At 43.1% G+C, this 22,878-nt stretch carries 29 protein-coding genes; 8 read left to right on the forward strand and 21 right to left on the reverse strand.

The genetic code is table 11. The features are described 5' to 3' along the window. Position 1: 1 nt before the first annotated feature. Positions 2-850, reverse strand: coding sequence for an octanoyl-[GcvH]:protein N-octanoyltransferase (locus tag QNH43_RS26925; RefSeq protein WP_283916365.1), 849 nt, complete (start codon positions 848-850; stop codon positions 2-4). A gap of 34 nt (positions 851-884) precedes the next feature. Beyond that, entirely contained in the window at positions 885-1,871 is a 987-nt protein-coding gene (pta, locus tag QNH43_RS26930) for a phosphate acetyltransferase (protein ID WP_283916366.1), read from the reverse strand. Between the two features lie 258 nt (positions 1,872-2,129). On the opposite strand from pta, the gene hemQ reads away from it, so the two are divergent. Beyond that, the gene (gene hemQ / locus QNH43_RS26935; RefSeq protein ID WP_076368388.1) at positions 2,130-2,879 is read left to right on the forward strand and encodes a hydrogen peroxide-dependent heme synthase; all 750 of its coding nucleotides are present in this window, start codon (positions 2,130-2,132) and stop codon (positions 2,877-2,879) included. Between the two features lie 413 nt (positions 2,880-3,292). Next, a complete protein-coding gene (gene gerQ / locus QNH43_RS26940; protein WP_063234195.1) occupies positions 3,293-3,808 on the forward strand; it encodes a spore coat protein GerQ in 516 nt (171 codons plus the stop codon). 75 nt (positions 3,809-3,883) lie between these two features. On the opposite strand, the gene QNH43_RS26945 is transcribed toward gerQ, so the two are convergent. The 3 genes from QNH43_RS26945 to QNH43_RS26960 form a co-directional block, all read right to left on the reverse strand. After that, positions 3,884-4,252 (reverse strand): DUF423 domain-containing protein, encoded by a 369-nt coding sequence (locus QNH43_RS26945; protein WP_076368389.1) that lies wholly within the window; start codon positions 4,250-4,252, stop codon positions 3,884-3,886. Between the two features lie 23 nt (positions 4,253-4,275). After that, positions 4,276-4,611 (reverse strand): YwdI family protein, encoded by a 336-nt coding sequence (locus QNH43_RS26950; protein WP_081395609.1) that lies wholly within the window; start codon positions 4,609-4,611, stop codon positions 4,276-4,278. A gap of 192 nt (positions 4,612-4,803) precedes the next feature. Beyond that, positions 4,804-5,484: a uracil-DNA glycosylase gene (locus tag QNH43_RS26960; RefSeq protein ID WP_283916367.1), complete on the reverse strand. Its 681-nt coding sequence runs from the start codon at positions 5,482-5,484 to the stop codon at positions 4,804-4,806. 151 nt (positions 5,485-5,635) lie between these two features. On the opposite strand from QNH43_RS26960, the gene QNH43_RS26965 reads away from it, so the two are divergent. Both QNH43_RS26965 and QNH43_RS26970 read left to right on the forward strand, forming a co-directional pair. Continuing rightward, a complete protein-coding gene (locus tag QNH43_RS26965; RefSeq protein ID WP_283916368.1) occupies positions 5,636-7,069 on the forward strand; it encodes a phospholipase D family protein in 1,434 nt (477 codons plus the stop codon). A gap of 135 nt (positions 7,070-7,204) precedes the next feature. Continuing rightward, positions 7,205-7,552, forward strand: coding sequence for a YflT domain-containing protein (locus tag QNH43_RS26970; protein ID WP_283916369.1), 348 nt, complete (start codon positions 7,205-7,207; stop codon positions 7,550-7,552). Between the two features lie 76 nt (positions 7,553-7,628). Here QNH43_RS26970 and QNH43_RS26975 read toward each other — a convergent pair whose 3' ends face one another. The 4 genes from QNH43_RS26975 to mobA are packed head-to-tail and all read right to left on the reverse strand — an operon-like array spanning position 7,629 to position 9,988. Continuing rightward, positions 7,629-8,648 (reverse strand): MoeB/ThiF family adenylyltransferase, encoded by a 1,020-nt coding sequence (locus QNH43_RS26975; RefSeq protein ID WP_283916370.1) that lies wholly within the window; start codon positions 8,646-8,648, stop codon positions 7,629-7,631. Positions 8,649-8,672: 24 nt separating this feature from the next. Further along, complete coding sequence (moaD, locus tag QNH43_RS26980; protein ID WP_076368394.1) at positions 8,673-8,906, reverse strand: molybdopterin converting factor subunit 1; 234 nt, start codon at positions 8,904-8,906, stop codon at positions 8,673-8,675. Further along, a complete protein-coding gene (locus QNH43_RS26985; RefSeq protein WP_283916371.1) occupies positions 8,899-9,363 on the reverse strand; it encodes a molybdenum cofactor biosynthesis protein MoaE in 465 nt (154 codons plus the stop codon). The genes moaD and QNH43_RS26985 overlap by 8 nt, the downstream gene beginning before the upstream one ends. Further along, the gene (gene mobA / locus QNH43_RS26990; protein WP_283916372.1) at positions 9,353-9,988 is read right to left on the reverse strand and encodes a molybdenum cofactor guanylyltransferase; all 636 of its coding nucleotides are present in this window, start codon (positions 9,986-9,988) and stop codon (positions 9,353-9,355) included. Before mobA ends, QNH43_RS26985 begins: the two co-directional genes overlap by 11 nt. A gap of 370 nt (positions 9,989-10,358) precedes the next feature. Here mobA and pdxK point away from each other — a divergent pair, with 370 nt between their 5' ends. From pdxK to bshB2, 3 genes are all read left to right on the forward strand, one after another. After that, positions 10,359-11,186 (forward strand): pyridoxine/pyridoxal/pyridoxamine kinase, encoded by an 828-nt coding sequence (gene pdxK, locus QNH43_RS26995; RefSeq protein WP_142244595.1) that lies wholly within the window; start codon positions 10,359-10,361, stop codon positions 11,184-11,186. 124 nt (positions 11,187-11,310) lie between these two features. Then, complete coding sequence (locus QNH43_RS27000; protein ID WP_076368396.1) at positions 11,311-11,658, forward strand: YojF family protein; 348 nt, start codon at positions 11,311-11,313, stop codon at positions 11,656-11,658. A 97-nt stretch (positions 11,659-11,755) separates the two neighbouring features. Then, a complete protein-coding gene (bshB2, locus tag QNH43_RS27005; RefSeq protein ID WP_098370231.1) occupies positions 11,756-12,421 on the forward strand; it encodes a bacillithiol biosynthesis deacetylase BshB2 in 666 nt (221 codons plus the stop codon). Positions 12,422-12,582: 161 nt separating this feature from the next. Here bshB2 and QNH43_RS27010 read toward each other — a convergent pair whose 3' ends face one another. After that, entirely contained in the window at positions 12,583-13,788 is a 1,206-nt protein-coding gene (locus QNH43_RS27010) for an MFS transporter (RefSeq protein WP_283916373.1), read from the reverse strand. A gap of 18 nt (positions 13,789-13,806) precedes the next feature. Further along, positions 13,807-14,226, reverse strand: a complete 420-nt coding sequence (locus tag QNH43_RS27015; protein ID WP_076368399.1) for a MarR family winged helix-turn-helix transcriptional regulator — start codon at positions 14,224-14,226, stop codon at positions 13,807-13,809. Between the two features lie 198 nt (positions 14,227-14,424). Here QNH43_RS27015 and QNH43_RS27020 point away from each other — a divergent pair, with 198 nt between their 5' ends. Further along, positions 14,425-14,787 carry a hypothetical protein gene (locus QNH43_RS27020; RefSeq protein WP_283916374.1) on the forward strand — a complete coding sequence of 121 codons (363 nt, stop codon included), beginning with the start codon at positions 14,425-14,427 and terminating at the stop codon, positions 14,785-14,787. Here QNH43_RS27020 and QNH43_RS27025 read toward each other — a convergent pair. The 10 genes from QNH43_RS27025 to QNH43_RS27070 all read right to left on the reverse strand — a co-directional run bounded on the left by QNH43_RS27025 (position 14,767) and on the right by QNH43_RS27070 (position 22,870). Further along, the gene (locus tag QNH43_RS27025) at positions 14,767-15,861 is read right to left on the reverse strand and encodes a PQQ-dependent sugar dehydrogenase (RefSeq protein ID WP_283916375.1); all 1,095 of its coding nucleotides are present in this window, start codon (positions 15,859-15,861) and stop codon (positions 14,767-14,769) included. The genes QNH43_RS27020 and QNH43_RS27025 overlap by 21 nt on opposite strands. A 26-nt stretch (positions 15,862-15,887) precedes the next feature. Next, a complete protein-coding gene (locus QNH43_RS27030; protein WP_283916376.1) occupies positions 15,888-16,754 on the reverse strand; it encodes a Cof-type HAD-IIB family hydrolase in 867 nt (288 codons plus the stop codon). Positions 16,755-16,920: 166 nt separating this feature from the next. Then, on the reverse strand, positions 16,921-18,039 hold the full coding sequence (locus QNH43_RS27035) for a PRK06851 family protein (protein ID WP_283916377.1): 1,119 nt from the start codon (positions 18,037-18,039) through the stop codon (positions 16,921-16,923). 88 nt (positions 18,040-18,127) lie between these two features. Then, positions 18,128-18,604 (reverse strand): Cys-tRNA(Pro) deacylase, encoded by a 477-nt coding sequence (gene ybaK / locus QNH43_RS27040; protein ID WP_283916378.1) that lies wholly within the window; start codon positions 18,602-18,604, stop codon positions 18,128-18,130. Between the two features lie 96 nt (positions 18,605-18,700). Beyond that, complete coding sequence (gene gntK / locus QNH43_RS27045; protein ID WP_283916379.1) at positions 18,701-20,245, reverse strand: gluconokinase; 1,545 nt, start codon at positions 20,243-20,245, stop codon at positions 18,701-18,703. 155 nt (positions 20,246-20,400) lie between these two features. After that, positions 20,401-20,568 carry a GntT/GntP/DsdX family permease gene (locus QNH43_RS27050; RefSeq protein ID WP_397222299.1) on the reverse strand — a complete coding sequence of 56 codons (168 nt, stop codon included), beginning with the start codon at positions 20,566-20,568 and terminating at the stop codon, positions 20,401-20,403. A gap of 303 nt (positions 20,569-20,871) precedes the next feature. Then, entirely contained in the window at positions 20,872-20,997 is a 126-nt protein-coding gene (locus QNH43_RS27055; RefSeq protein ID WP_283916380.1) for a hypothetical protein, read from the reverse strand. A 96-nt stretch (positions 20,998-21,093) separates the two neighbouring features. Further along, positions 21,094-21,792 carry an ATP-binding protein gene (locus QNH43_RS27060; protein ID WP_283916381.1) on the reverse strand — a complete coding sequence of 233 codons (699 nt, stop codon included), beginning with the start codon at positions 21,790-21,792 and terminating at the stop codon, positions 21,094-21,096. Beyond that, complete coding sequence (locus QNH43_RS27065) at positions 21,789-22,283, reverse strand: ECF transporter S component (RefSeq protein WP_283916382.1); 495 nt, start codon at positions 22,281-22,283, stop codon at positions 21,789-21,791. The genes QNH43_RS27060 and QNH43_RS27065 overlap by 4 nt, the downstream gene beginning before the upstream one ends. A gap of 2 nt (positions 22,284-22,285) precedes the next feature. After that, complete coding sequence (locus tag QNH43_RS27070; RefSeq protein ID WP_063234218.1) at positions 22,286-22,870, reverse strand: cob(I)yrinic acid a,c-diamide adenosyltransferase; 585 nt, start codon at positions 22,868-22,870, stop codon at positions 22,286-22,288. Positions 22,871-22,878 lie beyond the last annotated feature (8 nt).

Raw genomic sequence — 22,878 nt, forward strand, 5'->3', positions numbered from 1 at the left:
ATCAATCCTTTAATGCATCGAATACTTTATCATTGCGTTCCGCCACTCTTGTCAAGTATGCCTCATACATCGGCCATTCCTGAACGGAAAGAGTGTCTGAGAATATCCTTTCGCTATGTTCCTTCAATACATTCAGGAATCTGAACATAACGTCCTGAACACTCAATTGCACGCCCAACAATTCCGTTAGGGACGCCATTACCGAAGGGACGATATCAGGATAAGCGAACTTGGTTTCTGCATTTCCTTTTGCTGCATCATAAAAACCCTTCACGAGACTGGCACGTTCAGCCCCGCTTCCATTGACACACAAATAGATTTGCACCGCTACGCCATTACGAATCCTGCGTTGGGATATACCGGCAAACTTTTGCCCATTTATACTTAAATCATAACTTCCAGGACAATAGGAACCGATGATTTCCCTTGCCTCCATCGTGACTGGGAAATCGGCAAACATCAATTGGACAAGCTTCCACATCGCATCATATCCACGATTGATTTCGATTTTCTGCTCGTTTTCAGGAAAAATGAGCGACAAATTAAGGACGCCTTCATCCAGCACGACTGCCAGCCCTCCGGAATTCCTAACGATGGCCTGAAAACCCTGTTCTTCTAAATGATCCAAACCCTTTTTAAGAAATGGCAACTTCGTATCCTGTATACCCATGACGATGGTTCGATGATGTACCCACGCCCTGGCTACGGCCGCTGATTTACCTGACCCTACGGAAGCGCAAAATGTATCATCCATCGCAAAGGACTCCAGAGCTGGAAACTGAGGTCCAACGGAAGATTGATCAATGATTCTCCACTCTTGCTGCATTAATAATGAATCTGTTTCACTCATACGAATCTCCCTCTACATTTAATCCTTAAACTGCCTATTGATACTGCGCCACAAATCCCTGTGCCGCTGTAATGACAGCCAGTTTATATACATCGTCTTCACTGCATCCCCTCGAAAGGTCATTCACCGGACGGTTCAGCCCCTGTAGGATCGGACCGATTGCTTCGAAACCACCCAAGCGCTGTACCATCTTATAGCAAATGTTCCCTGCTTCGAGGCTTGGGAAAATAAAAACATTCGCATCCCCCTGAATAAGGGAATCCGGCGCTTTTTTTCTTGCCACCGAAGGAACGAACGCCGCGTCAAACTGAAATTCCCCATCAAGAATGACTTCAGGATCCATTTCTTTTGCCAAATCGACAGCATCAGCCACTTTTAAGGTCTCGGGGGATGTTGCCGATCCCTTCGTCGAAAAGCTCAGCATAGCCACACGCGGTTCGATATCGAACATTCGTGCAGTCTTCGCACTTTCTATCGCAATTTCAGCCAGGTCTTGGGAATTGGGGTTTATATTGATCGCACAATCCGCGAACACATATTTTTCTTCATTCCGGACCATGATGAATACTCCCGATGTTTTTTGGACGCCTGGCTTTGTTTTTATGATCCTTAAGGCGGGACGAACCGTATCGGCAGTCGAATGCGTTGCACCACTCACCATTCCATGGGCCAGTTTCATATGGACGAGCATGGTTCCAAAGTAGTTCTCATCCATTAAGATTTCACGTGCTTGTACATCGGTCGCTTTACCCTCACGGACCTTCACGAACGCTTCAACCATTTCATCCATCATGATATAATTCTTCGGATCATATATTTCGATTGCATCAAGGGAGATTTTCATATCTTTTGCCTTCTCTTGAATCAACCCGATATCCCCGATCAATACCGGTGTCACCAGTTTAGCTTTGGCAAGCCTTGCTGCCGCCCCCAAAATCCGTTCATCCAGCCCTTCTGGAAAAACGATCTTTAAATTATGCCCCATGACTTTCGCTTCCAATATTTCAAATAAATCACTCATTGGCTCTTCCTCCTTTTTAGATACGTTTTCCCTCTTTCCTTCTATATTTAACCATCCGGTGAAAATCCATAGTCGTCTTCTTTTAAGAATACTCTAGCAGCCAGGTAATTTCCAGCCACTTTGGTCTCCTGCCAATCCGCAAATTTGAAAATTGTTTGAACACCGAAAAACAGGGGTGGTGTTTGCGGGTTGATATAAATTTCCTTATACTGAAACTATGTTATATTAAAGTTATAATAAGACTTAGGAGTGATCGTAATGAGTGAAGCAGCACAAACACTGGACGGCTGGTATTGTTTACATGATTTCCGTCTGATCGACTGGGCTTCTTGGAAAACGTTATCAAGCGACGAACGCCAATTGGCCATCTCGGAATTCCAAGGTTTACTGGATAAATGGAATATGACACAAAGCGACAATGAAGGCAGCCACGCCCTATATTCCATCGTAGGCCAGAAAGCGGACTTCATGCTTATGTTTGCCCGTCCAACCATGGAAGAATTGAATGCAATTGAAAACGAATTCAATAAAACGAAGCTTGCCGAATATACAGTTCCCGCTTATTCATACGTTTCCGTCGTGGAATTAAGCAATTACTTAGCTGGAGGAGATGGTGAGGACCCTTACCAGAACCCTCATGTCCGTTCAAGACTTTATCCGATACTTCCAAAAGCGAAACATGTATGCTTCTATCCAATGGACAAGCGTCGTGATGGCGATGATAACTGGTATATGCTTTCCATGGAAGAGCGCAAAGGCTTGATGCGTTCCCACGGCTTGATTGGCCGCAGTTATGCCGGTAAAGTAAAACAAATCATATCGGGTTCTGTCGGTTTTGACGATTATGAATGGGGCGTTACACTATTCGCAGATGATGTCCTTCAATTTAAAAAATTAATCTATGAAATGCGTTTTGATGAAGTGAGTGCACGTTACGCTGCATTTGGTTCTTTCTTTGTAGGCAATATCCTGCCGGAAGAAAACGTATCTTCATTCCTATACGTATAAGACGATGGGCTTCCGGTTTCCGGAAGCTTTTTTTTGTGTCCCCTCCTTTTTATTTTTCCCCGGCTGTGGAATAAATCCAATCCACATCCCATACATTTTCAATAGTGATGAATTTATTTTTTCACAGTCCCATTCAGCTTCAGGAAAATTGATCAAGGCAATTCCTGACTCCAGAGAGGTGAAGGAACGTTACTTCTATTCATTGGCCGGCAAGAGGATATGGTTTATATCATGAATGGCAGCCGTTATGTATCGCTTAACTTTCATTGTGGTTTTTTAAGCCACCCGGGGATTGTCCAGAAACATATACAATACTACCGGTCGCTATAAATCGCACAGTTCTCCCAGTCCACACTCTTGGATTGTCCAAATTCCACAGCATCAACTAAACCTTGAATTTAGGAGGGAATGCAATGTCACAAAATAATCCTTATGGTAACTACCCGTACGGGGGAAGCCCCTATTACCCGTATGAGAATAATGAGCCTGAACTAAGGCAGCAGAATCCTAACCAGCAACAAGGTTACCCGCAGCAAGGATACCAACAGCCATCATACCAGCCACAACAGCCCACTATGGCAGGCACGCCACAACAAATGCCGATGCAGGTGAGTCCAGCCACTTCCGGACCACAGATACCTGGCATGCTTCCGGTCGAACAATCATACATCGAGAACATCTTGCGTTTGAATAAAGGAAAATTAGCCACTGTTTATACAACGTTTGAAAACAACAAGGAATGGAATGCCAAGATCTTCAAAGGAATCATTGAGGCTGCAGGACGCGATCACTTAATCATAAGCGACCCTCAAACGGGAAAACGATACTTAATCCCGATGGTATACTTAGATTATATAACGTTTGATGAAGAAATCGAATATGAATATCCATTTGGAGGCACTGGGCTTACCACCTATTCGCCAAGGTGATTAAAATCCAATAAAGAAGAGCCTCGGAATCCATTTGATTCCGAGGCTCTTCTTATATTGGAATGACTTTTTTCATTACAAGTATTTATATGCAGCAATGATCATCAAAACCCAAGCAACCAAGAATGAAACCCCGCCAAGCGGTGTGATGGCACCAAGGACCTTGATTTGCGTAACGCTTAGAACGAATAGGCTTCCGGAAAACAGGATAATTCCTATTAGCATAAGCCAGCCGGACCAGTTGATCAGCGGACTTGAAATCTTCCCAGCCAATAAACCGATTACCAATAAACCAACCGCATGGAACATTTGATATTGAACAGCGGTTTGCCAGGTTTCTAAATATTTATCAGGAATTTTCCCTTCCAGTCCGTGTGCACCGAATGCACCTAGTGCCACAGCAATAAACCCATTCAATGCACCTAAAATGATGAACAGTTTCAATTATTTCGCTCCCCTTCCCTCATTTAAAAATCGAACAAGGACTCCCCATTGGCCTCATCCATTTTAACCGGTTCTACATTCGGTGTAGCCGACATAACGGGCTGGGTCAATGTGATTGGCTTCGGCATGCTGATGTTCGCCGCTTTTTCATCCACCATTACTTCACAAAGGGACTTAATGGCGATTACATACCCCTGCACCTTATCCTCTGAATTTGCCTGTTTCGCTTTTAAAACAAGCTCTTCGATTTTATCCAACATTTGTCTTGATGAAATATCCAACTTTACCACCTCGTCTATATACAGGTCAAAACTATCATAACTAGCATAGCAAAAATCAGAGAAGAAAACACCTTGCATATTTCCTACCTCTTTATTGGCTTGGCCTGAAATTTCAAGCATGGCTGTCCTGAAGAATGAAAAACATCAAGAGAAGGCTGGTTTGATGTTTTAAATTGAAAAGCACGGCAGCCCTTTGGAAAACTGGGATCCCAAGTTATATAGAAATGACGGCACGCCATACAATTCACCCGTTTCGTTTTCTTGCCCCTATCATCGGTTCGAGATTTCCCAATCAATTGGGGATTCCCCTATTTCCAACAGCAATTGATTTGTTGTGGAAAAAGGTTTGGTGCCAAAGAAACCACGGGAAGCCGACAGCGGACTCGGATGTACGGACTTAATGATTTTATGACGGGTTTCATCAATCAAAGGGATTTTGGTTTGTGCAGGTTTCCCCCACAGGATGAATACAACAGGTTTCGGACGGTCATTCAATAGGCGAATAACTTGATTCGTAAAGATTTCCCATCCTTTTCCGCGGTGTGAGTGGGCCTCTCCCTCACGAACAGTCAAGACGGTATTCAATAGAAGCACTCCCTGTTTTGCCCATTCGACTAGGGAACCATTATTCGGAACCTCATAGCCTAGATCGGTGTGTAACTCTTTAAAAATATTTCTTAAAGAAGGCGGGATGCGAACCTCCGGCCTAACCGAAAAACTAAGGCCATGCGCTTGACCAGGGCCATGGTAAGGGTCCTGTCCAAGGATGACAACCTTTACGTCTTCATAAGGAGTATAGTGAAGTGCATTGAAAATATCGTCCTGATCGGGATGAACGACTTGCTGACTGTACTCTTGCTTTACGAATTCCCTTAGCTCCTGGTAATATTCTTTTTTGAATTCCTCTTTCAATAGAGGCCACCAATCATTTGTTAATAACTGCTTTGCCATCTGCCACAGCCCCTCTCCACTTTTTGAAACTATATTATATCAAACTACATCGCCTTGCCTTTTTCCATAGACTACGATTTATGTTTCTATATACCCCAAAAGTGGGAAATAGAAAGTTAGCAAGCACTTTAACCATGTTGGAGGATTCCCTATGAAAAAATGGTATAAAAGAAAACGATTTTATCTGCTTGTCAGCATTTTGATCGTCATTACACTCGTAATCGTCTATAACAGCTACAAGCTTCTCCCCGATGGCATTTCCTATGAAGGAAAGGTTCACCATGTCGAGGATATCGATTTCATCTATGACCTTTCCTATCACGATGAACAAGGGGGTCTGCAACATGAGCAGCGCATTTTCCAAACCATAAATCAAGCCATAGAAGAGGCTGATTCCTATATCGTCATCGACATGTTTTTGTTTAACGCTTTTTATGATGAAAAGATAAACTTCCCGAAGTTAACCGAGAACCTGAAGGATAATCTGGTTGAACAGAAGAAAAAGAAACCTGGCCTCCAGGTCATTTTCATTACTGATGAAGTGAATACTTCCTATAATGCCTACCAGCTAGAGGCATTGGAAACGATGAAGAAAAATGGCATTGATGTCATAGTTACCAATTTAGACCGCCTCCGGGATCCGAATCCTCTCTATTCAGGTGTATATCGGACCTTTTTCCAATGGTTCGGTGAAAGCGGGAAAGGCTGGATTGTGAATCCAATGGCTAAAAGCGCACCAAAGGTCACATTGCGCTCTTATCTTAGACTGATGAATATCAAAGCCAATCACAGAAAAGTGGTCGCTACTGAAAAAACGGCCATCATCTCATCTGCCAACCCTCATGACGCAAGTGGATTCCATTCCAATATTGCGTTCCAGATGGATGGGAATATCATTGGAGATTTTATTAAAGCCGAAGAAGCCGCTTCGAAATTCTCGGGAGGACCAAAGTCATTTCCTGAGTTCAAAGGCACATCAGCAGATAAAGGACCGATATCGGTACAACTGCTAACGGAAGGAAAAATCAATAAACATGTCCTTAAGGCAATTAAGGATGCAAAAAAGGGTGACAACATCCAGCTTGCCATGTTCTATATTGCCGATCGCGAGGTTGTCGAGGCATTAACGGATGCAGCTAAACGGGGTGTGAAGATTCAAATGATATTGGATCCGAATCAAAACGCTTTCGGAAGTGAAAAAATCGGGCTTCCCAATCTTCCGGTTGCTGCCGAATTCGAAAAACTGGGGAATGAAAACATCTCGATTCGCTGGTACAAAACAGATAAAGAACAGTTCCATACGAAGTTGATGATGATCCAAAGGGCTAATGATACGGTTATCCTTGGAGGATCGGCTAATTATACGTCACGCAATCTGGATGACTATAATCTTGAAGCGAATGTTGAAATCCATGCTCCAAATGATGCGGACGTTTCCAAGGATGTGGATAGCTATTTTCAAAGACTCTGGACAAATCAAAATGGAACATACACGGTGGATTACAGTGAATACCAGAAGAAACTGCCGGTCTTTAAATACTTGACCTACCGCATTCAGAAGGTGTTCCGCTTCACCACTTACTAAAATTTTCTTCGAAATGAATGTTTATCAGTGCCCAAATGAGGTTATATACTACTATAGCCAACAAGCAACTGTAATAAGCAAGATTCCATTTACCTATATTCAAGAGAATCTCACTAAATTCAAGGAGGAGTTTATATGTATCAAGTACATGTAGTAGAAAACGGTTTACAAGCAAAGGAAAAAATTGATGAATTAGTTACATCAGGTTATACGAAAGACGATGTATATTTGTTTGCCCATGATAAAACCCGTTCAAAACACCTTACCGAGAATACAAATACAGAAGGTGTAGGCATGAAGGAACAAGGTTTCCTTGATACCGTCGGAAATCTTTTTAAATCACGCGGAGATGAACTTCGTAACCGAATGAGCAACCTTGGCCTTAGTGATATGGAGGCAGAACGTTACGAGGAAGTGCTTGACGAAGGAAAAGTAGTCATCGTTGCTTCCAAACAAGATAATAAAGACGGGGTTGCACACTAATACCCGATAACCATTACCTATATGGATTCATAAAAAAGCGAGGCTCCTTAACCGGCAGCCTCGTTTTTTAAACTCATTATCCCAGGATGCTTTGGTACGTGGCCTTTGCATGGACCATGTCCTTCGTACCGTGAATCAACGCCCGGCCATCCTTGAAAATGACGATACGCTCCCCAGCTTTTTCACAAGAGAGAAGAAATGGATTGAACTTCACCAAATAGCCGCTGCCGTCCAGATCTTTGGCTAGTTTCTCGAGATGCAGTTCCAAAGGTTTTGGCGGTCTTACCTGTACAGTATCCCTCCCGCAGAGAACAGCCGTTTTCGTTGCATTTTCCAGTGTTAAAAAGGGGTATGTCCTCTGCTCCCCGCATGAGAGACAATCTTTCTTTTTCGCTTTTGTCAATTTAACGGTTTGGTATTGATTTCTCCACAGATCAAAAGAAACAAGTGCAGGCCGTACCGATTCCCAATCTTCAATAAGGATTTTCAAAGCTTCCGCAGTTTGGTGTGCCACTACCATCGTTACAGCTGGTGATATGACTCCACCTGTGTCACAGGTCATTCCTTGAATGGGGATTGCTTTAAGCAAGCAGTGCAAACATGGAGTCTGTCCGGGAAGGATCGTCAAAGTCATACCCACACTCCCCACACATGCCCCATAAATCCACGGTATATGAAGCTTTTGTGATAAATCATTAATGATCATCCGTGTCTCAAAATTATCGGTTGCATCCAATATCAAATCAACATCCCCAAGCAGCTGTTCGAGGTTCTGGGCAGTTGCGTCCATGATGATGGCATTCACTTCAACTTCATGATTGATATCAAACAAATGACGCTTTGCCGCTTCTGCTTTTGGCAGTTTCTCCTCGACATCCCGTTCCGTATACATTTGTTGGCGCTGTAAATTACTGGTCTCGACATAATCCCTGTCGACAATGGTAAGCTTCCCTACTCCTGCCCGAGTAAGGGCCTCGGCATTAGCAGATCCCAAAGCCCCTGCACCAAGAAGCAAGACATGCTTCTTCATAATTTTCAATTGGCCCCCTTCACCAATGGGGGCGAATAAAGTCTGCCTTGAATATCGTTCTTTCACCGTGAACCCTCCCTTCCGAACGCCTTAGCCCCCACTTACTGGCGGAATGAAAGCAACTGTATCTCCATCAGATAGAATCGTGTCATCATCGGCAAATTCTTCATTGACCGCCGTCATCACGGTTTCAAGACCTTCCAATTGAAAATCTACCCTCATTTTTCCTTTTAGCTCCGCCACACTCATTCCATTTCCTTCTATAGAAAGAGTCTCTTTGCCTAGCTCATCTTTCAATTGGGCAAATAAAAGTACATTAATCATCAATATCCCCCTTTTCCGGTTTCCCCGATGGATATGGAACGGTTTCCAACTGGTTTCCTACCCATGTATCCCCATCTTCCCAGTGTTCTTTTTTCCAGATTGGGACGATTTCTTTAATTCTTTCAATCGCATACCTGTTCGCCTCATATGCATCATTTCGATGTGGCGTACTAACGGCAATAACCACTGCGATATCCGTGATTTCAAGTTTACCTACACGGTGGGTGATCGCCGTTTCTGCATCAGGCCAACGTTCCTTTATCTCAGATCCGATTTGCTCCAATTTCTTGATGGCCATCGGTTCATACGCTTCGTAAATTAAGAAGAGAGTCTTTTTCCCTTTCGTCATTTCCCTCACTGTACCAATAAATGTCGTGACGGCACCTGCATTTCGATTGACTACTTTATCAATCACTTCCTGGATGACAATCGGCTCTTTTGAAATATTATAATTCATGTCTACCATCCTTTATATATAATTCAGTTTGATCAATATAACCTGCCTCTTGATAATCTTCCATCGTATTCATATTGAAAAAAAGATATTGAAAATGTTCAGGATTCTCGCGATATAACTTAAAGTCGGTTTCTTTCATGACTTTCACCGAAATCTTTTCCAAAAATAGACTCATTTTTAATTCATGTTTCAATAAACACTCCGTCAGTACAGGAAGACACCTTTTATGGTAAACCGCAAAAAGCGGCTGAAGCCTGCCATTTATTTCTGGAACGACAGCATCGAATTCAGGTTCATAATGGGAAATGATATCCTTTATGGCATCTGCACTCACAAACGGCATATCACAGGCTGCAAGGAATTGAAACTCCGTTTTCGATGAGGTCAACCCTGCATGCAATCCGCCAAGCGGGCCTTGATCTTTATGTAAATCCGGAATTAGCGGAAGTTGCAAAAAATGATATTCTTCAAATGTATTCGTAATGACCATGACGTTTTCTGACACCTTTTTCAATTCGGATGCCACTCTTGAAATGTTCACAACGCCACCTATGGTCAACAGGGCCTTATTCACTCCCATACGGCTTGATTTCCCACCAGCTAAAAGCAACATTGTCCATTCCACAAGAATCTCCCTCCCTTTTTTGGGTTTAATCCAGCATCGAACGGTAAAGCTATACTAAATGTGTCCACTATATTTAAATATTTTAAATCAACTTTGAAAATAATGACACCTTCTCAAACTTTGCTTTGTATATCAAAAGGTGGAAAGTGGGGTCCAAAGCTAAAAAAGCGGGCTACCCGTCCATCCGATTTCCAGAATTCCAGATCCGAAAAATGACTTATGTGAGGCCATTGCACTTCTTTCTCCAAAACAGTCATATTAGGGTGAAAACTAAGTTTTACATAAAAGAAATTTTGGTATATTCTAAAAATAGGATATTAACTGGTATGCTGATAATATCGATAACTTATTCTCCTGAGGAGGTCACATAATGACTATGAAAAGAGCTATGACAGTTGCCGGATCTGATTCGAGCGGCGGCGCTGGTCTTCAAGCAGATTTAAAGACATTCCAAGAATTCGGCGTTTACGGTATGTCCGCTTTAACGACAATCGTGACGATGGATCCGAAGAATGGCTGGTCCCATAATGTATTCCCTACACCGGTCGAAGTTTTGGAAGCCCAAATCGAAACGATTTTATCAATCGGCATTGATGCAATGAAAACGGGAATGCTTGGATCAGTGGAAATCATTGAACTTGTTGCCCGTAAAATAGACGAGTTGAAGCTGGACAAAGTCGTAATCGATCCAGTTATGGTATGTAAAGGTGAAGATGAAGTATTGCACCCAGAAACGGCCGTAGCTCTGCGGGAACTGCTTGTTCCACGTGCAACTGTAGTCACGCCAAACCTGTTCGAGGCCGCTCAGTTAGCGGGAACTGCGCCTATCAAGACGATTGATGACATGAGGGCTGCAGCTGAAAAGATTCATGCACTTGGTGCAAAATATGTCTTGATCAAAGGCGGTAATAAGCTGGATCTGGATAAAGCCATCGACCTTTTATATGATGGAAAGGAATTTGAAATCCTTGAATCAGAAAAAATCGAAACGACCAATACACATGGTGCCGGCTGTTCTTCTTCTGCAGCTATTGCTGCTCAATTGGCTGAAGGGAAAAGCCCGCGTGAGGCTATCCTCATTTCTAAAGACTTCATTACCGAGGCGGTTCGCCATTCTTGGAAGATGAATGACTATGTTGGACCTGTCAATCATGGTGCATACCACAAATATGGAATTGCGGACAAAACACAAAAATAAAACATCAAGTTTAATGGCTGCTCAAATTCATCGAGCGGCCTTTTTCGCTTTTTTTGCTTTTATTTAGTAAAATGGAAAGAAGGAAAAGCTTATCTAGCCGCCCAGTTAAGGAGGAAATTATAGAATGAAACCTATAGACCGTACAGAGGTGCAAAATGCCATTGATTCTTTCGCCGGACAAGATGTATATCTTCACCTTGAAACGACAAATGGCGCCTATGCCACTCATGTAGATGAAGCTTTCTTTTCGGCAGGTGCTTATATTCGCAATGCTTTTATACAATATGAACATGGGAAGATAGTTGGGGATGGACCTTACCGCATCGGCTTGAAGCTCAATATTGGCTGGGTATATGCAGAAGGCGTTAACCACTTCGAATTGGATGAACAAGGGAGATTGCTATTGGCAGGCCTTGATTTTTCCGGAAAGCTTGCTGTCTCCATGCAGCTCAGTCCCACTCCCTTTGAATGATGACAACTTGCTTGATATATATCATATAATTCCGATAAAAAATCCCATTCACCGATAACCATGCTCACTGTAAGTAGAACGGAAGGAGAAATATACCTTGGAAAAAGAACGCCATGTATTAGTTATATTCCCACATCCCGATGATGAAGCCTTTTCGGTCTCCGGAACGCTTGCCCTTCATAGAGAAGCGGGCACTCCTGTCACCTATTTATGCTTAACTTTAGGAGAAATGGGACGTAATTTAGGAAACCCTCCATTTGCAACAAGGGAATCGCTCCCTAAAATTCGTAAAAAGGAATTAATCGATGCAGCAAATGCGATTGGCATCCAAGATTTACGCATGCTTGGATTGCGCGATAAGACGATTGAATTCGAAGATGATGAAAAGCTGACTTCATTATTTACCGATGCCATCAATGAATTGAATCCTTCATTGATCATTACGTTTTACCCAGGATACAGTGTCCATCCAGACCATGAAGCGACAGCACGGGCTGTAGTACGGGCCGTGGAAAGAATGGAAGAGAAAGAGAGACCAAAACTTCATTGTGTCGCCTTCTCGAATAACTGCATTGACGAATTGGGACAGCCTGACATCATCCAAGATATCTCTGCCGTCGAAGAAAAAAAGGTGGCTGCTTTCACTGCCCACCGTTCGCAAACGCAGGCAATGGTGATCGATTGGAAAGAGAAATTCGAAAATCAGGATGCAGATTTTCTGGACTGGATCCGCAAAGAACGATTATGGACCTATAAATTTTAAAGAAACCGCCAATAGGCGGTTTTTTGTTTTTTTGTTTTTTTGTTTATGGCATAAAAAAAACGCCTGTGGATTACAGGCGGAGAAAAGGGGGATACTTTGGAAAATCAATCATAATATAAGCATCCCCAAAATTTTTCATTTTATACAATCATTTTAAAAAATTAGGCAGACAAGCGTTCCTCATGCTGCATTTTCGTTCTTGCCGAGGCTTTTTTTCCATGTGCCAAGTAATAAATGCCAATAAGTACGAATGCAAAGATCGACATTCCTATGAATAGCCCTTTGAACCCTGTAAATGGAATAAGGAATCCCAATAGGAACGGGCCGACACCAATACCGAAGTCATACATAGTAAAAAACGTGGATGTGGCTAATCCCATCCGATTTGATGGGGCTTCCTTAATCGAAATCGCTTGACAGCTTGATTGGAACGTACCATACCCAACTCCGATTAAGGCGCCGGCAATCAGAAGCGTGATACCATGATGGGATTGGCTTAGGATGACCATACCGACGGCAAATAGTATGAGCGATGGGTAAATAACTGCATTTTCCCCCTTCACATCAAACATTCGTCCTGTAAACGGACGGGAAGCTAAAAGGAATACAGCAAATACGACGAAGAAGAAGCTTGCCGCATCCATTAAATCCATTTCCTTTGCAAAAGACGTTAAATAGGACAAAATGCTGGAATAGGTAAATCCGGCAAATCCGATAAAAATGGAAATGGGCAGCGCCCTTTTCTCAAAGTAATCACTGATTTTAAATCCTTTTTGTGGTGAAGCTCCGCCCTTTTCCCCTTCAGGCACATTCATGAATATTGATGCAACTAAAGAAAATGCGGCAAATAGGGAGGCTGCATAGAAAATGATGGAATAGCTGAAATGCTGTGTAATCAGCAATCCAATAAACGGACCGAATGCCATTGCCAAGTTTGTACTCATGGCGAAGTATCCTGTACCTTCCCCGCGTCTCTCATTCGGAATGATATCTGCAGCAATCGTTCCAGTTGCGGTAGTGGCAAGGCCAAAAGCAAAACCGTGAATAAGCCGGTCGATCAATAAGAGGGATAAACTATTCACCAGGAAATAGCCAATGGATGCAACCAGGAATAGAACCAACGATCCAAGCAACATCTTTCTGCGGCCAATCTTGTCAATTTTTTTCCCTGCAATCGGTCTGACAAGCACAGCTCCGAGAACAAAGATACTTGAAGCAAGTCCTGCTTGTGCTTGCGACGCATGAAAATTATCCATCGTGTAAATGGTCAATGTCACCATCAAGACATAAAAAGTTAAAAATAAAAAAAAGTTCGCAGACGAAACAATCAAGAAGTCTTTCGTCCACAATTTCGGTTTTTGATTCATTTCAATCCTTCTTCCTTACTATTGTTTTAATTTTTCCTTCAGGAAAATCAACGTTCGTAACGTTGCCTCTCGATCCTCTTCAGCCAAACCGCTCATTAATTGAAGTTCAAATTCTTCAACTACCTTTTTGGCCTCGTGATAAGTCCTTAAACCTGACTCCGTTAACTGTATTCTCCGTTCCCGTTTATCTTTTCCTGGTACTTGTTCAATCAAATCAAGTTCCTCCAACCGGTTTACCGTCCTGGTTACCGTCGGTTTCTCCACATCTAGATATGTGCTTATTTCAACAAGCGTAGAACAGCCAAACTGTTTCAGATAATATACAATCGACCATTGTGAATGAAAAAGATCAACCTTGGCCAATTGTTCATTTAACTTTTTGGTAAATGACCTCGAAAATTGTAAGTTATGATGAAAAAAACCATTATTAAAGGACAAAGGTATTCCTCCTGAAAAGTAGTTACCTAGGTAACTATACACCTATTCATTAGAAATGTCTAGCTTTCGGATGAACGAATATAAATCGTATGCACACGTGTTTCTTTTCTTCTACATTGCTTCCAGGACAAAATTCAGGAGGTTCATGCTTTTAATTGGAAGTTTCGAAAGAAATACTGTGGTTTGGAGCGAATACTCATGAATTGCACGCCTTTACTCGTGAGTTTGGGCGTTACTCGTGAATTTCATGCTTTTACTCGTGAGTTTCGAGCAAATACTCGTGAATTTCATGCTTTTACTCGTGAGTTTCGAGCAAATACTCGTGAATTTCATGCTTTTACTCGTGAGTTTCGAGCAAATACTCGTGAATTTCGCGCTTTTTCTCGTGAATTTGGCGAAATCGTATGGGGCAAATCGGGGCCATGTCATGCTCTTCATGATCGATGCTTCGAGTCCATAAACAAAAAGAAAACCCCGCTATTAAAAAGCGAGGCTTCCGATATTCGATCAAATCCATCTCCGAGCTTCTCATTGATAACTTCAGGGCATATTTCCTTTTAACCTAGATAGTGGCAAACGATAAAGTTTATCATCCTTTTCATCGGGATTTCCTCGGCCGTCCGTATTATTGCTTATGAAATAAAGATATCCTTCATCAACGAATACATCACGTATCCTTCCTGAGCCCGTAATGATATTAGTCAGTTTTCCGCTTTTTACATCATAACTCTTAAGCGCTTCGCCCCTTAAGGCTGCAAAATAGAGCTTTCCGTCAAAATAGGCCATGCCAGAAGGAGCCCATGTATTTTCACCGGATTGAATAAAGGGCTTTACCATATCAGGTTTTTGCTCATCGCCCTCTATATCTGGCCAGCCATAGTTCTTACCCGGATCGATTCTATTTAATTCATCGTGTGCCGAATCTCCGTGCTCACTTTCATATAACTGTCCTGCTTCATCCCAGGCCAGACCTTGTGGATTGCGATGACCGTATGAATAGACGTATGAATTCCCGAAAGGATTATCTTTCGGAATGGTGCCATCGAGGTTCATGCGCAGAATTTTTCCGCCTAAAGAATCTAGGTCCTGTGCGATTTCAGCCTTTCTTGCATCGCCTGATGTTGCGTATAGCTTATCATCCGGTCCTATCTTGATCCTGCCGCCATGGTGGTAGTCCCCGCTTGGTATTCCGTCGATTAAGGTCTCCATCTCCTGCCATTTATCATCATTTTTTTCTAAAATGACGATTCGATTGATCGAATCCCCGCCTTCTTCATAGGTATAATAGGCGAAAGCTTGCCCGCTCTTAGAGAAATCGGGAGCTAGCAAAAATCCAAGCAACCCAGCTTCCGCTTTAGCTGACAATGTCTTTTTAAGGTTGACCCTTTGCCGTGCCATCTTATCCTTGTCCCATTCAACGATGGTTCCTGCCCGTTCTGACACATACATTGTGTCCCCATTCTTCTGGATCGACCATGGGGCATGCAGGTTCGTTATCAGCACATCCGCATCTTCCCCTAAAGTGCCCGTCACTTCTTTTTCAAGATTCGGCTGTGTTTTGCTGTCGCCATCATTCATGTTACAACCAGTTAAAATCAGTGCAGCCATAAGGAAAAAAAGGAGCGATTTTTTCAAAGTCTTTCCCCCTTCGGTTCATGAGTTTAATAGGCTGACTGTTTTAGTACCTTTAAAATGGCCTCCGCGACACCGGCTTCATCATTCTTGCCTGTTACTTCATCACACAGTTTTTTAATTTCGAGCGGGGCATTTCCCATTGCGACAGACAAACCTACCCGTTCAAACATGGATACATCATTATAATTATCCCCAATAGCCATCGTTTCCTGCATCGAGCCGGATTTTCCATTCACATATGTTTCAAGTGCCGTACCTTTTTGAGCTGTTTCACTCATGATTTCCACGTTTTCGCGTCCCGATGAAGTGACTGTAACTCCCTGTCCTTCCAATTTCGAAGCAATTTGATTTAATAAAGTTAAATCCTTTGAGAAGCTGAGAATTTTATAATATTCCTCATTTGAACGGCTGAATAACTCGGAATAATCGGAAATGGAAGTTACCTGTCCAAGCTGTAAACGCTGCTCTGCATATTTCCGCATGTTCTCAGGGTCAATGTCAGGATTCGCTGTAACGAATACATCAACCAAAACAGATATCGCATTTTCATAGTCTTTGGAATAAATCCCCTGACTCGTATATATTTCGAAATAAATCCCCTGTTCTTCGAGGAATTCAGCGACCATTTTAGCAGTGGCAGCTGACATTGGATTGGAAGCGGCAATTTTTCCGTCCTCCGTAAAGATGGCAGCACCATTTACACAGATGACAGGGCAAACGATGCCTGCTTCATCCAAGGCGAACCTAGCTTCCACATAAGATCTTCCAGTAGCGATGATCACTTCCACACCCTCGCTTTGCGCCTTCTGGATGGCATGTTTATTTTCCTCACTGACCTTTTGCATTTTGTTTAGCAATGTTCCGTCCATATCAATCGCAATCGTCTTTATCAATTCAATCGGCCCCTTTTTTCAATATAATCCCTATTTTAACCGAAAGATCGTGGATAAACACGTTTAACAAATCCGTATAAATTCTTGGTGTGACTTCAGTCATTAAAAAATCCCATTATGTATATAAATAAACTGCACCTAATTAAGATAGGTGCAGTTTGATTTCTTAATGTAGAATCGTTTTTCTATCGACATCTTGGGCCCGTTCAATAATCTGTTCGTGGATGTCTTTTTGAATGTCATCGATGGCTGTAAAATCCATTGCTTTTACATAAATCTTTTCGAGTTCGTCATGCAGCTCTTTTGCCTTAGCCAGGTTTGCTGTCGCCTCATTCATTTTCGTCCGGTACCTAGTGGAAACCTCCTTTAACTGTTCGGCATATATTTCATCTGTTCCTGGCAGGATGGCCGTTTTATATATATCAATGATTTCATCCCCTCCACAACTCGGGAAATATTCATGCGGGGATGTGCTGTCAAATATGGCGATCCCAACCTCCCGGACGATTACCATGTCCAAGCTATGCGGATCGAAACCACAATGATATATTTCAACATCAAAGCCTCTTTGCTCCGCAGCCTTTGCAATCTTCTTCAGCATCGTTGATTTTCCTGAACCTGGACGTCCCTTTAAAAAGTACCGTTTTTGTATTCCCTCAGTAATATTGGGGATGAAATCAACTGCACCCGTTGGTGTAGCTGCACCTAAGAATCGGTGACGAACATCCGACTTCTTATTAAGGACGATATCTCTATAAAAGCTTTCTATCAATTTATTGGTCAACCCATTCAATTTTGCGAAATCAATATTTGCCTTATAAATGTCTTCCCATTCATCATGTATCTTCAATGCTTCAGCGAATAGGGCATATGCCTTCTCGAAGCTCTTGCTTCTCGCATTCGTCAACTTTATGATGGCCGCTCTTTCAGAAGCCAGCTGCTGGGAATCCCAGGCAGCTCCTAGATTGACATACTCCTCAATGGCCCCTGGTGCCTTCGGTTCAATCACATGCGGCGCGGTCCCATCCACAATCCCGATTTTCAAAGCCGGTATGATTACTCCATCAATGGAATCATTATCGGACGAACAATGTAAATACTCGATGTCATAGCCTTTATCCAGCCATTCTTGGCCGATTTTTTTCATAATCGTCGATTTACCGGAACCAGGTCCGCCTTTTAATATGAATAATCTTTCCAGACCTTTTAAATTGGAATCATATAAACTATAAAAACCTTTAGCCGTATTGCCTCCAGCAAAATAATTCATCACTTTTCCTGTCACTTTCACACTCTCCCTCACAATACAGATGTAACTTCAAGACAGCGTATGAAAAAAAGACCCAATAGGTGAATACCTAAAGGCAAACATTTTATTTTATTAGGGCTACAGCTTCCGCTTGTGTGACTTCCAGGAATTCTGACGGTTTTAATACGATCTGTGTACCGATTTTCCCTCCACTTACGATGACTTCAGGCAGGTTTGTTGCACTTTCATCGATAAAGGTCGGGTATTGCCTTTTCATTCCGATCGGGGAACAGCCTCCCCGAATGTACCCTGTGTATTTTTGCAGATCTTTAACCGCAAGCATTTCAATTTTTTTTGCCCCTGCGGCCTTCGCTGCTTTTTTCAAGTCCAGTTCGGCTGCTACAGGGATGACAAATACGTAAAGCTGCTGCGGTCCGTTATGGGTAACAAGCGTTTTAAAAACGGTTTCCGGCGCTTTTCCAATCTTGTCCGCAACAGTGATCCCGTCGATTTTTCCATCGCGGGCATCATAACTCATCATGCCATACTCTATACGTTTGTTATCAAGAATCCGCATTGCATTCGTTTTACTGGCTCCCATAATAAAATTCCCCTTATCGTTTTCTACCATCTTACCATTTTAAAGACCGGGAAAAAGAAAAGCACAGTGCTTATTCATCTGTGCTTTCCCTAAAAATTATTCTAAATGGCGCCTTTGGAAATCAGCGATCCTCTTGTAGTCGCCCTCCAATTGCCTGCTTACGGATAAATAAATCGACATTAATTCTTCATACACTTTAACGTTCTCTTCGATCGGGACAAGTTCATTCGTTTCACCAACCATTCCCTCAACCTCATCAAGGCTTTCGATTTCGCCCAATGCGTATAATCCTAGAACGGCGGCGCCTAAGCTCGAACTCTCAAAGCTTTCAGGAATGGTCACGTTTTGATTGAATATATCAGCCATGATTTGGCGCCAGAGCTTCGATCGGACAAATCCGCCGCTTGCATGAATCTTCTCGGGAGCACCAGTCAACTCCTTTACAGCAATAAGGACACTGTACAAGTTATACATCACACCCTCCAGCACTGCCCGGACCATATGGTCACGAGTATGATGAAGCGCCAGCCCAAAGAAGGAGCCCCTTGCATCGGCACTCCATAATGGTGCCCGTTCCCCTGCCATATACGGATGGAATATCAACCCATCAGAACCAGGTGCAATATTGGAAGCCATATCCGTCAGAATCTCATAGGAGTCCTGTCCCGAAGCCTTCGCTTTTTCGATTTCCACACGGCCCAATTGATCGCGGGCCCATCGGAAGGTGATTCCCCCATTGTTGACCGGTCCGCCGATTACCCAATGATTCTCAGTAAGTGCATAGCAGAATGTCCTGCCTTTGGGATCGGTAAGCGGCCGGTCACTGACGGTCCTTACCGCCCCGCTCGTTCCAATCGTCACTGCCAGAACGCCTGGCTTGATTGCGTTTTGCCCTAAGTTGGCAAGCACGCCATCACTCGCGCCAATCACAAACGGGGTATCAGCATGAATGTTCATTTTTGCAGCTGATTCCTCACTTAATCCTGAGAGGATATGCGTTGTAGGGACAAGCGTCGGCAGCTTGTCTGCCCCGATTCCAGCGATGGTGAGTGCCTCTTCATCCCACTTCAGGTCATTCAAGTTGAACATGCCCGTTGCAGAAGCGAGTGAATAATCCATCACATACTCATTGAAAAATTTATAGATGATGTATTCTTTAATTCCTATAAATTTTTCCGTTTCGTTAAAAATCCCGGGATGTTCATTTCTTAGCCACATTACTTTCGTGATTGGCGACATTGGGTGAATGGGTGTTCCCGTCCTGTGATACAATTGCACCCCCTGTTTTGAAGCCTTCAATTTCTCCGCATAGGCAACACTTCGATTATCTGCCCATGTAATGCTATTCGTCAGCGGGTTGCCGTCTTTACCAATTGCGATCAAGCTATGCATCGCCGAACTGAACGATATGAAGCCCAGTTCTTGCTTTTCTATTCCGCTTGCAATCATAACCTCGCCTATTGCAATGATGACCGCTTTATAGATTTCCTCGGGATCTTGTTCCGCAACGGAAGGAGTTGGACTGTGAAGAGGATATCCTCTCGAACAAGATTGGACAACCTCCCCTCCTTTTGAAAAAAGAACGACCTTCGTACTCGTCGTGCCAATATCGATCCCCATCATATAACCTGATTGTCCCATATCTACATCATGCTCCTTTCTCTTAAACAATTGAACTCAATAGTAAGATTAGGATAAATGAAACGACTGATATAATCGTTTCCATAGTCCAAGACTTTAACGTTTGGGCGCCTGTTAGATAAAAAAAAGCTCTTTGATCATCCAAAATCCTGACTTCACCCCAATTCATTTTTAAATGCACCGCCGGCTCCAATAATCAAGATGATGGATTCAGTTGGGGCGAGGCAGGCGGCCATGAATTGGCTTAGTTCTACTTTATTAAAACCTCTAGCGCAACCTAATGTAAAGGATGGAACCACCACAGAAACCATGAGGGCGATGATAGGCTCTCAATGAAGGCAATCCAATCATTCAATATTGAACCTTCACCCAAACACAGAACTGAAAGCTCCGATCAACATTAATAAGACCGGGCATTAAAATCGCGATCAAGATAATGCCGAAACCTGGGTGCTCACGGTTATGCATATTGGAGAATTGATCCGCTAGCCCCTCGGGTGCTTGTACATCCATTCTTTTAGATTGCAGGAACCTGAAATGGGTCCAGCTAACTTGGGAATCCTGATTTTTACCGACTCGGCCATCGCCTTTCCATGCATGGTACCTAAACCGACAATAAGTGCTTTCTAACCAAGATGATTACCTACCCCTGTCTGAACAGCATCTGCAACATCCGGAATATCCATACGTACGGAGGCGAGAAGTAACGCAAATGGGTGCCATTTTACTTTGGCCATGATAATGAAGCGCATAAATCAACAAATCCATAAAGGTAAGATCTCAATGAAAAAAGCATCGAACCAGTTCATTGTGAACTAAACTCGATACCTGATTCAGTCATGAAATGATCATTCGCCAATAAAAAGAGAACCGGATCGGTGCTTGATTTCTTCCTCAAGTTGTTCAGGATAAGCAATGAGGAAGCAGGTGGATGGTCCTGATGATTTTGCAATATCGACTTTATTACTTATATGCACAGAAACACCTTCACCACTTTGGTCCAGGTGCTCCCATTCATATGCTATCCCTTTTGAGCCGACTGGAAGTGCCTGAACACCTTCCATTTCACATAGGCTTTTATATAAAGATAACGGCGCGATCCAATCTTGCTGTTCCATTACTTCTTCTCCAACGAGCGGCCTGCCGATCAGAGCTATTTTCCGTAAAGGGTACTGCTTTTTAACATATTCATTCGCTCGTTTACCAATCACCATAAGACCAAGTGCTGATTGAAGTAGCGGCATGTTACTTTCAGTGCTGCCTGTAATGGGGAGATCCTCCATTCCCAATTCATTCAGCCCCTTCCTGACACCCTTGGTCAAGTCCTCCCAGGCTTGATCACCGCAGAAATTATTTAGAACGACGGATACTGGGCTCCCGCCAACGCCCAAACATTCCATGACGGCAACCCGAAAGGAATAATATCCAACGACCTCATAAGGGACATGGACAAGATCTTTTTCCTTCAGGCCGATTCCGCCGCTATTATCACTTGAAACAATCAATGAATCTAATTCGGAAAATGGTAAAATCAATGAATCACTCATTCTGCGAGTCCATCTTTAAAAATCATTTTTTTCAAGACAGGCTCCAAGCGTGGCAGTAAAAGGCCAGCCAATACTACATTTACCGCCGTCGCTGCCGTCAATCCCGGAACCAATAATGTGTAAAAACCAGGGCTGATCAGAAATGCGAAAGGCAGGGCTAAAACGAAGGCATTACCGATAAAGAAGAGGAAAAATGCGCCTATTTTTTTTCCGCTTATATATAAAATGCTAAACATCCATGTCAGGACCGCCATTTCGGCCATGATCAAAAAGTGGAATGGCCCAAGTGGCATGCCGCCGAATAACGCTGAAATGATATGACCAAGCCCAGCTACAATAGCCCCCGATACCGGGCCAAGTATGACAGCCGCCAAAAGGGCCGGAAAACTATCCAAGGCGATACTCCCGATCGGGGAAGGGATTTTAATCATTGCCCCTACCGCCGATAAGGCAATGAATATGGCAATTGCACTAATTTTTCTTACATCCATGTTTACTCTTTTTCCTTTCTTTTCCCTCCACGGAATACATTTGCGCTGCGGATATATTCCACATCTTTCACACCAAGACGGAAGTTGATCACACGTGCAACGGCAAAGAAGTAATCCGACAAACGATTTAAATATTGAAGTGATAATGGTGAAACGGCCGCACCAGACTTGATCAATGAAACGACCAATCGTTCCGCCCTTCTTGTGACGGTACGGGCGATGTGAATGGTTGCAGCCGCTTTTGAGCCGCCAGGCAGGATAAACTTTTCCAATTCCGGCGCTTCGAGTATGAAGGCATCTATTCGTTCTTCCAAATAGGTAATGGCCTCCTCCGTCAGCTTTTGCGGGGCCTTCTCGGAAACGGTTGCCAAATCACCGCCGCAATCAAACAACTCATGCTGGATCTTCTCTAGATCGGCCAGTACATCCGTAAATATCGCTGAATCCAATTCTGTCACAGCAAGACCGATATAGCTATTCACTTCATCGACTGTTCCATAAGATTCAACCCGGATGTCATCCTTATCAAGCCGACCTCCGATTACGCTTGTTTGTCCCTTATCCCCTGTACGTGTATAGATTTTCATCCCAATTG

The organism is Peribacillus simplex, assembly GCF_030123325.1.
Classification (GTDB): domain Bacteria; phylum Bacillota; class Bacilli; order Bacillales; family DSM-1321; genus Peribacillus; species Peribacillus simplex_D.

Bases quoted from the DNA above. Each gene is read 5' to 3' on its own strand.
- QNH43_RS27065 (WP_283916382.1), bottom strand. From the start codon at position 22,283: ATGGATGTAAGAAAAATTAGTGCAATTGCCATATTCATTGCCTTATCG.
- QNH43_RS26965 (WP_283916368.1), top strand. From the start codon at position 5,636: ATGAAAAAATGGTATAAAAGAAAACGATTTTATCTGCTTGTCAGCATT.
- gntK (WP_283916379.1), bottom strand. From the start codon at position 20,245: ATGGGACAATCAGGTTATATGATGGGGATCGATATTGGCACGACGAGT.
- pta (WP_283916366.1), bottom strand. From the start codon at position 1,871: ATGAGTGATTTATTTGAAATATTGGAAGCGAAAGTCATGGGGCATAAT.
- hemQ (WP_076368388.1), top strand. From the start codon at position 2,130: ATGAGTGAAGCAGCACAAACACTGGACGGCTGGTATTGTTTACATGAT.
- pdxK (WP_142244595.1), top strand. From the start codon at position 10,359: ATGACTATGAAAAGAGCTATGACAGTTGCCGGATCTGATTCGAGCGGC.
- QNH43_RS26925 (WP_283916365.1), bottom strand. From the start codon at position 850: ATGAGTGAAACAGATTCATTATTAATGCAGCAAGAGTGGAGAATCATT.
- QNH43_RS26970 (WP_283916369.1), top strand. From the start codon at position 7,205: ATGTATCAAGTACATGTAGTAGAAAACGGTTTACAAGCAAAGGAAAAA.
- QNH43_RS27060 (WP_283916381.1), bottom strand. From the start codon at position 21,792: ATGAGTGATTCATTGATTTTACCATTTTCCGAATTAGATTCATTGATT.
- QNH43_RS26950 (WP_081395609.1), bottom strand. From the start codon at position 4,611: ATGCAAGGTGTTTTCTTCTCTGATTTTTGCTATGCTAGTTATGATAGT.
- QNH43_RS27055 (WP_283916380.1), bottom strand. From the start codon at position 20,997: ATGCGCTTCATTATCATGGCCAAAGTAAAATGGCACCCATTTGCGTTA.
- QNH43_RS27010 (WP_283916373.1), bottom strand. From the start codon at position 13,788: ATGAATCAAAAACCGAAATTGTGGACGAAAGACTTCTTGATTGTTTCG.
- moaD (WP_076368394.1), bottom strand. From the start codon at position 8,906: ATGATTAATGTACTTTTATTTGCCCAATTGAAAGATGAGCTAGGCAAA.
- ybaK (WP_283916378.1), bottom strand. From the start codon at position 18,604: ATGGGAGCCAGTAAAACGAATGCAATGCGGATTCTTGATAACAAACGT.
- gerQ (WP_063234195.1), top strand. From the start codon at position 3,293: ATGTCACAAAATAATCCTTATGGTAACTACCCGTACGGGGGAAGCCCC.
- QNH43_RS26960 (WP_283916367.1), bottom strand. From the start codon at position 5,484: ATGGCAAAGCAGTTATTAACAAATGATTGGTGGCCTCTATTGAAAGAG.
- QNH43_RS26985 (WP_283916371.1), bottom strand. From the start codon at position 9,363: ATGAATTATAATATTTCAAAAGAGCCGATTGTCATCCAGGAAGTGATT.
- QNH43_RS27000 (WP_076368396.1), top strand. From the start codon at position 11,311: ATGAAACCTATAGACCGTACAGAGGTGCAAAATGCCATTGATTCTTTC.
- QNH43_RS27070 (WP_063234218.1), bottom strand. From the start codon at position 22,870: ATGAAAATCTATACACGTACAGGGGATAAGGGACAAACAAGCGTAATC.
- QNH43_RS27020 (WP_283916374.1), top strand. From the start codon at position 14,425: ATGAATTGCACGCCTTTACTCGTGAGTTTGGGCGTTACTCGTGAATTT.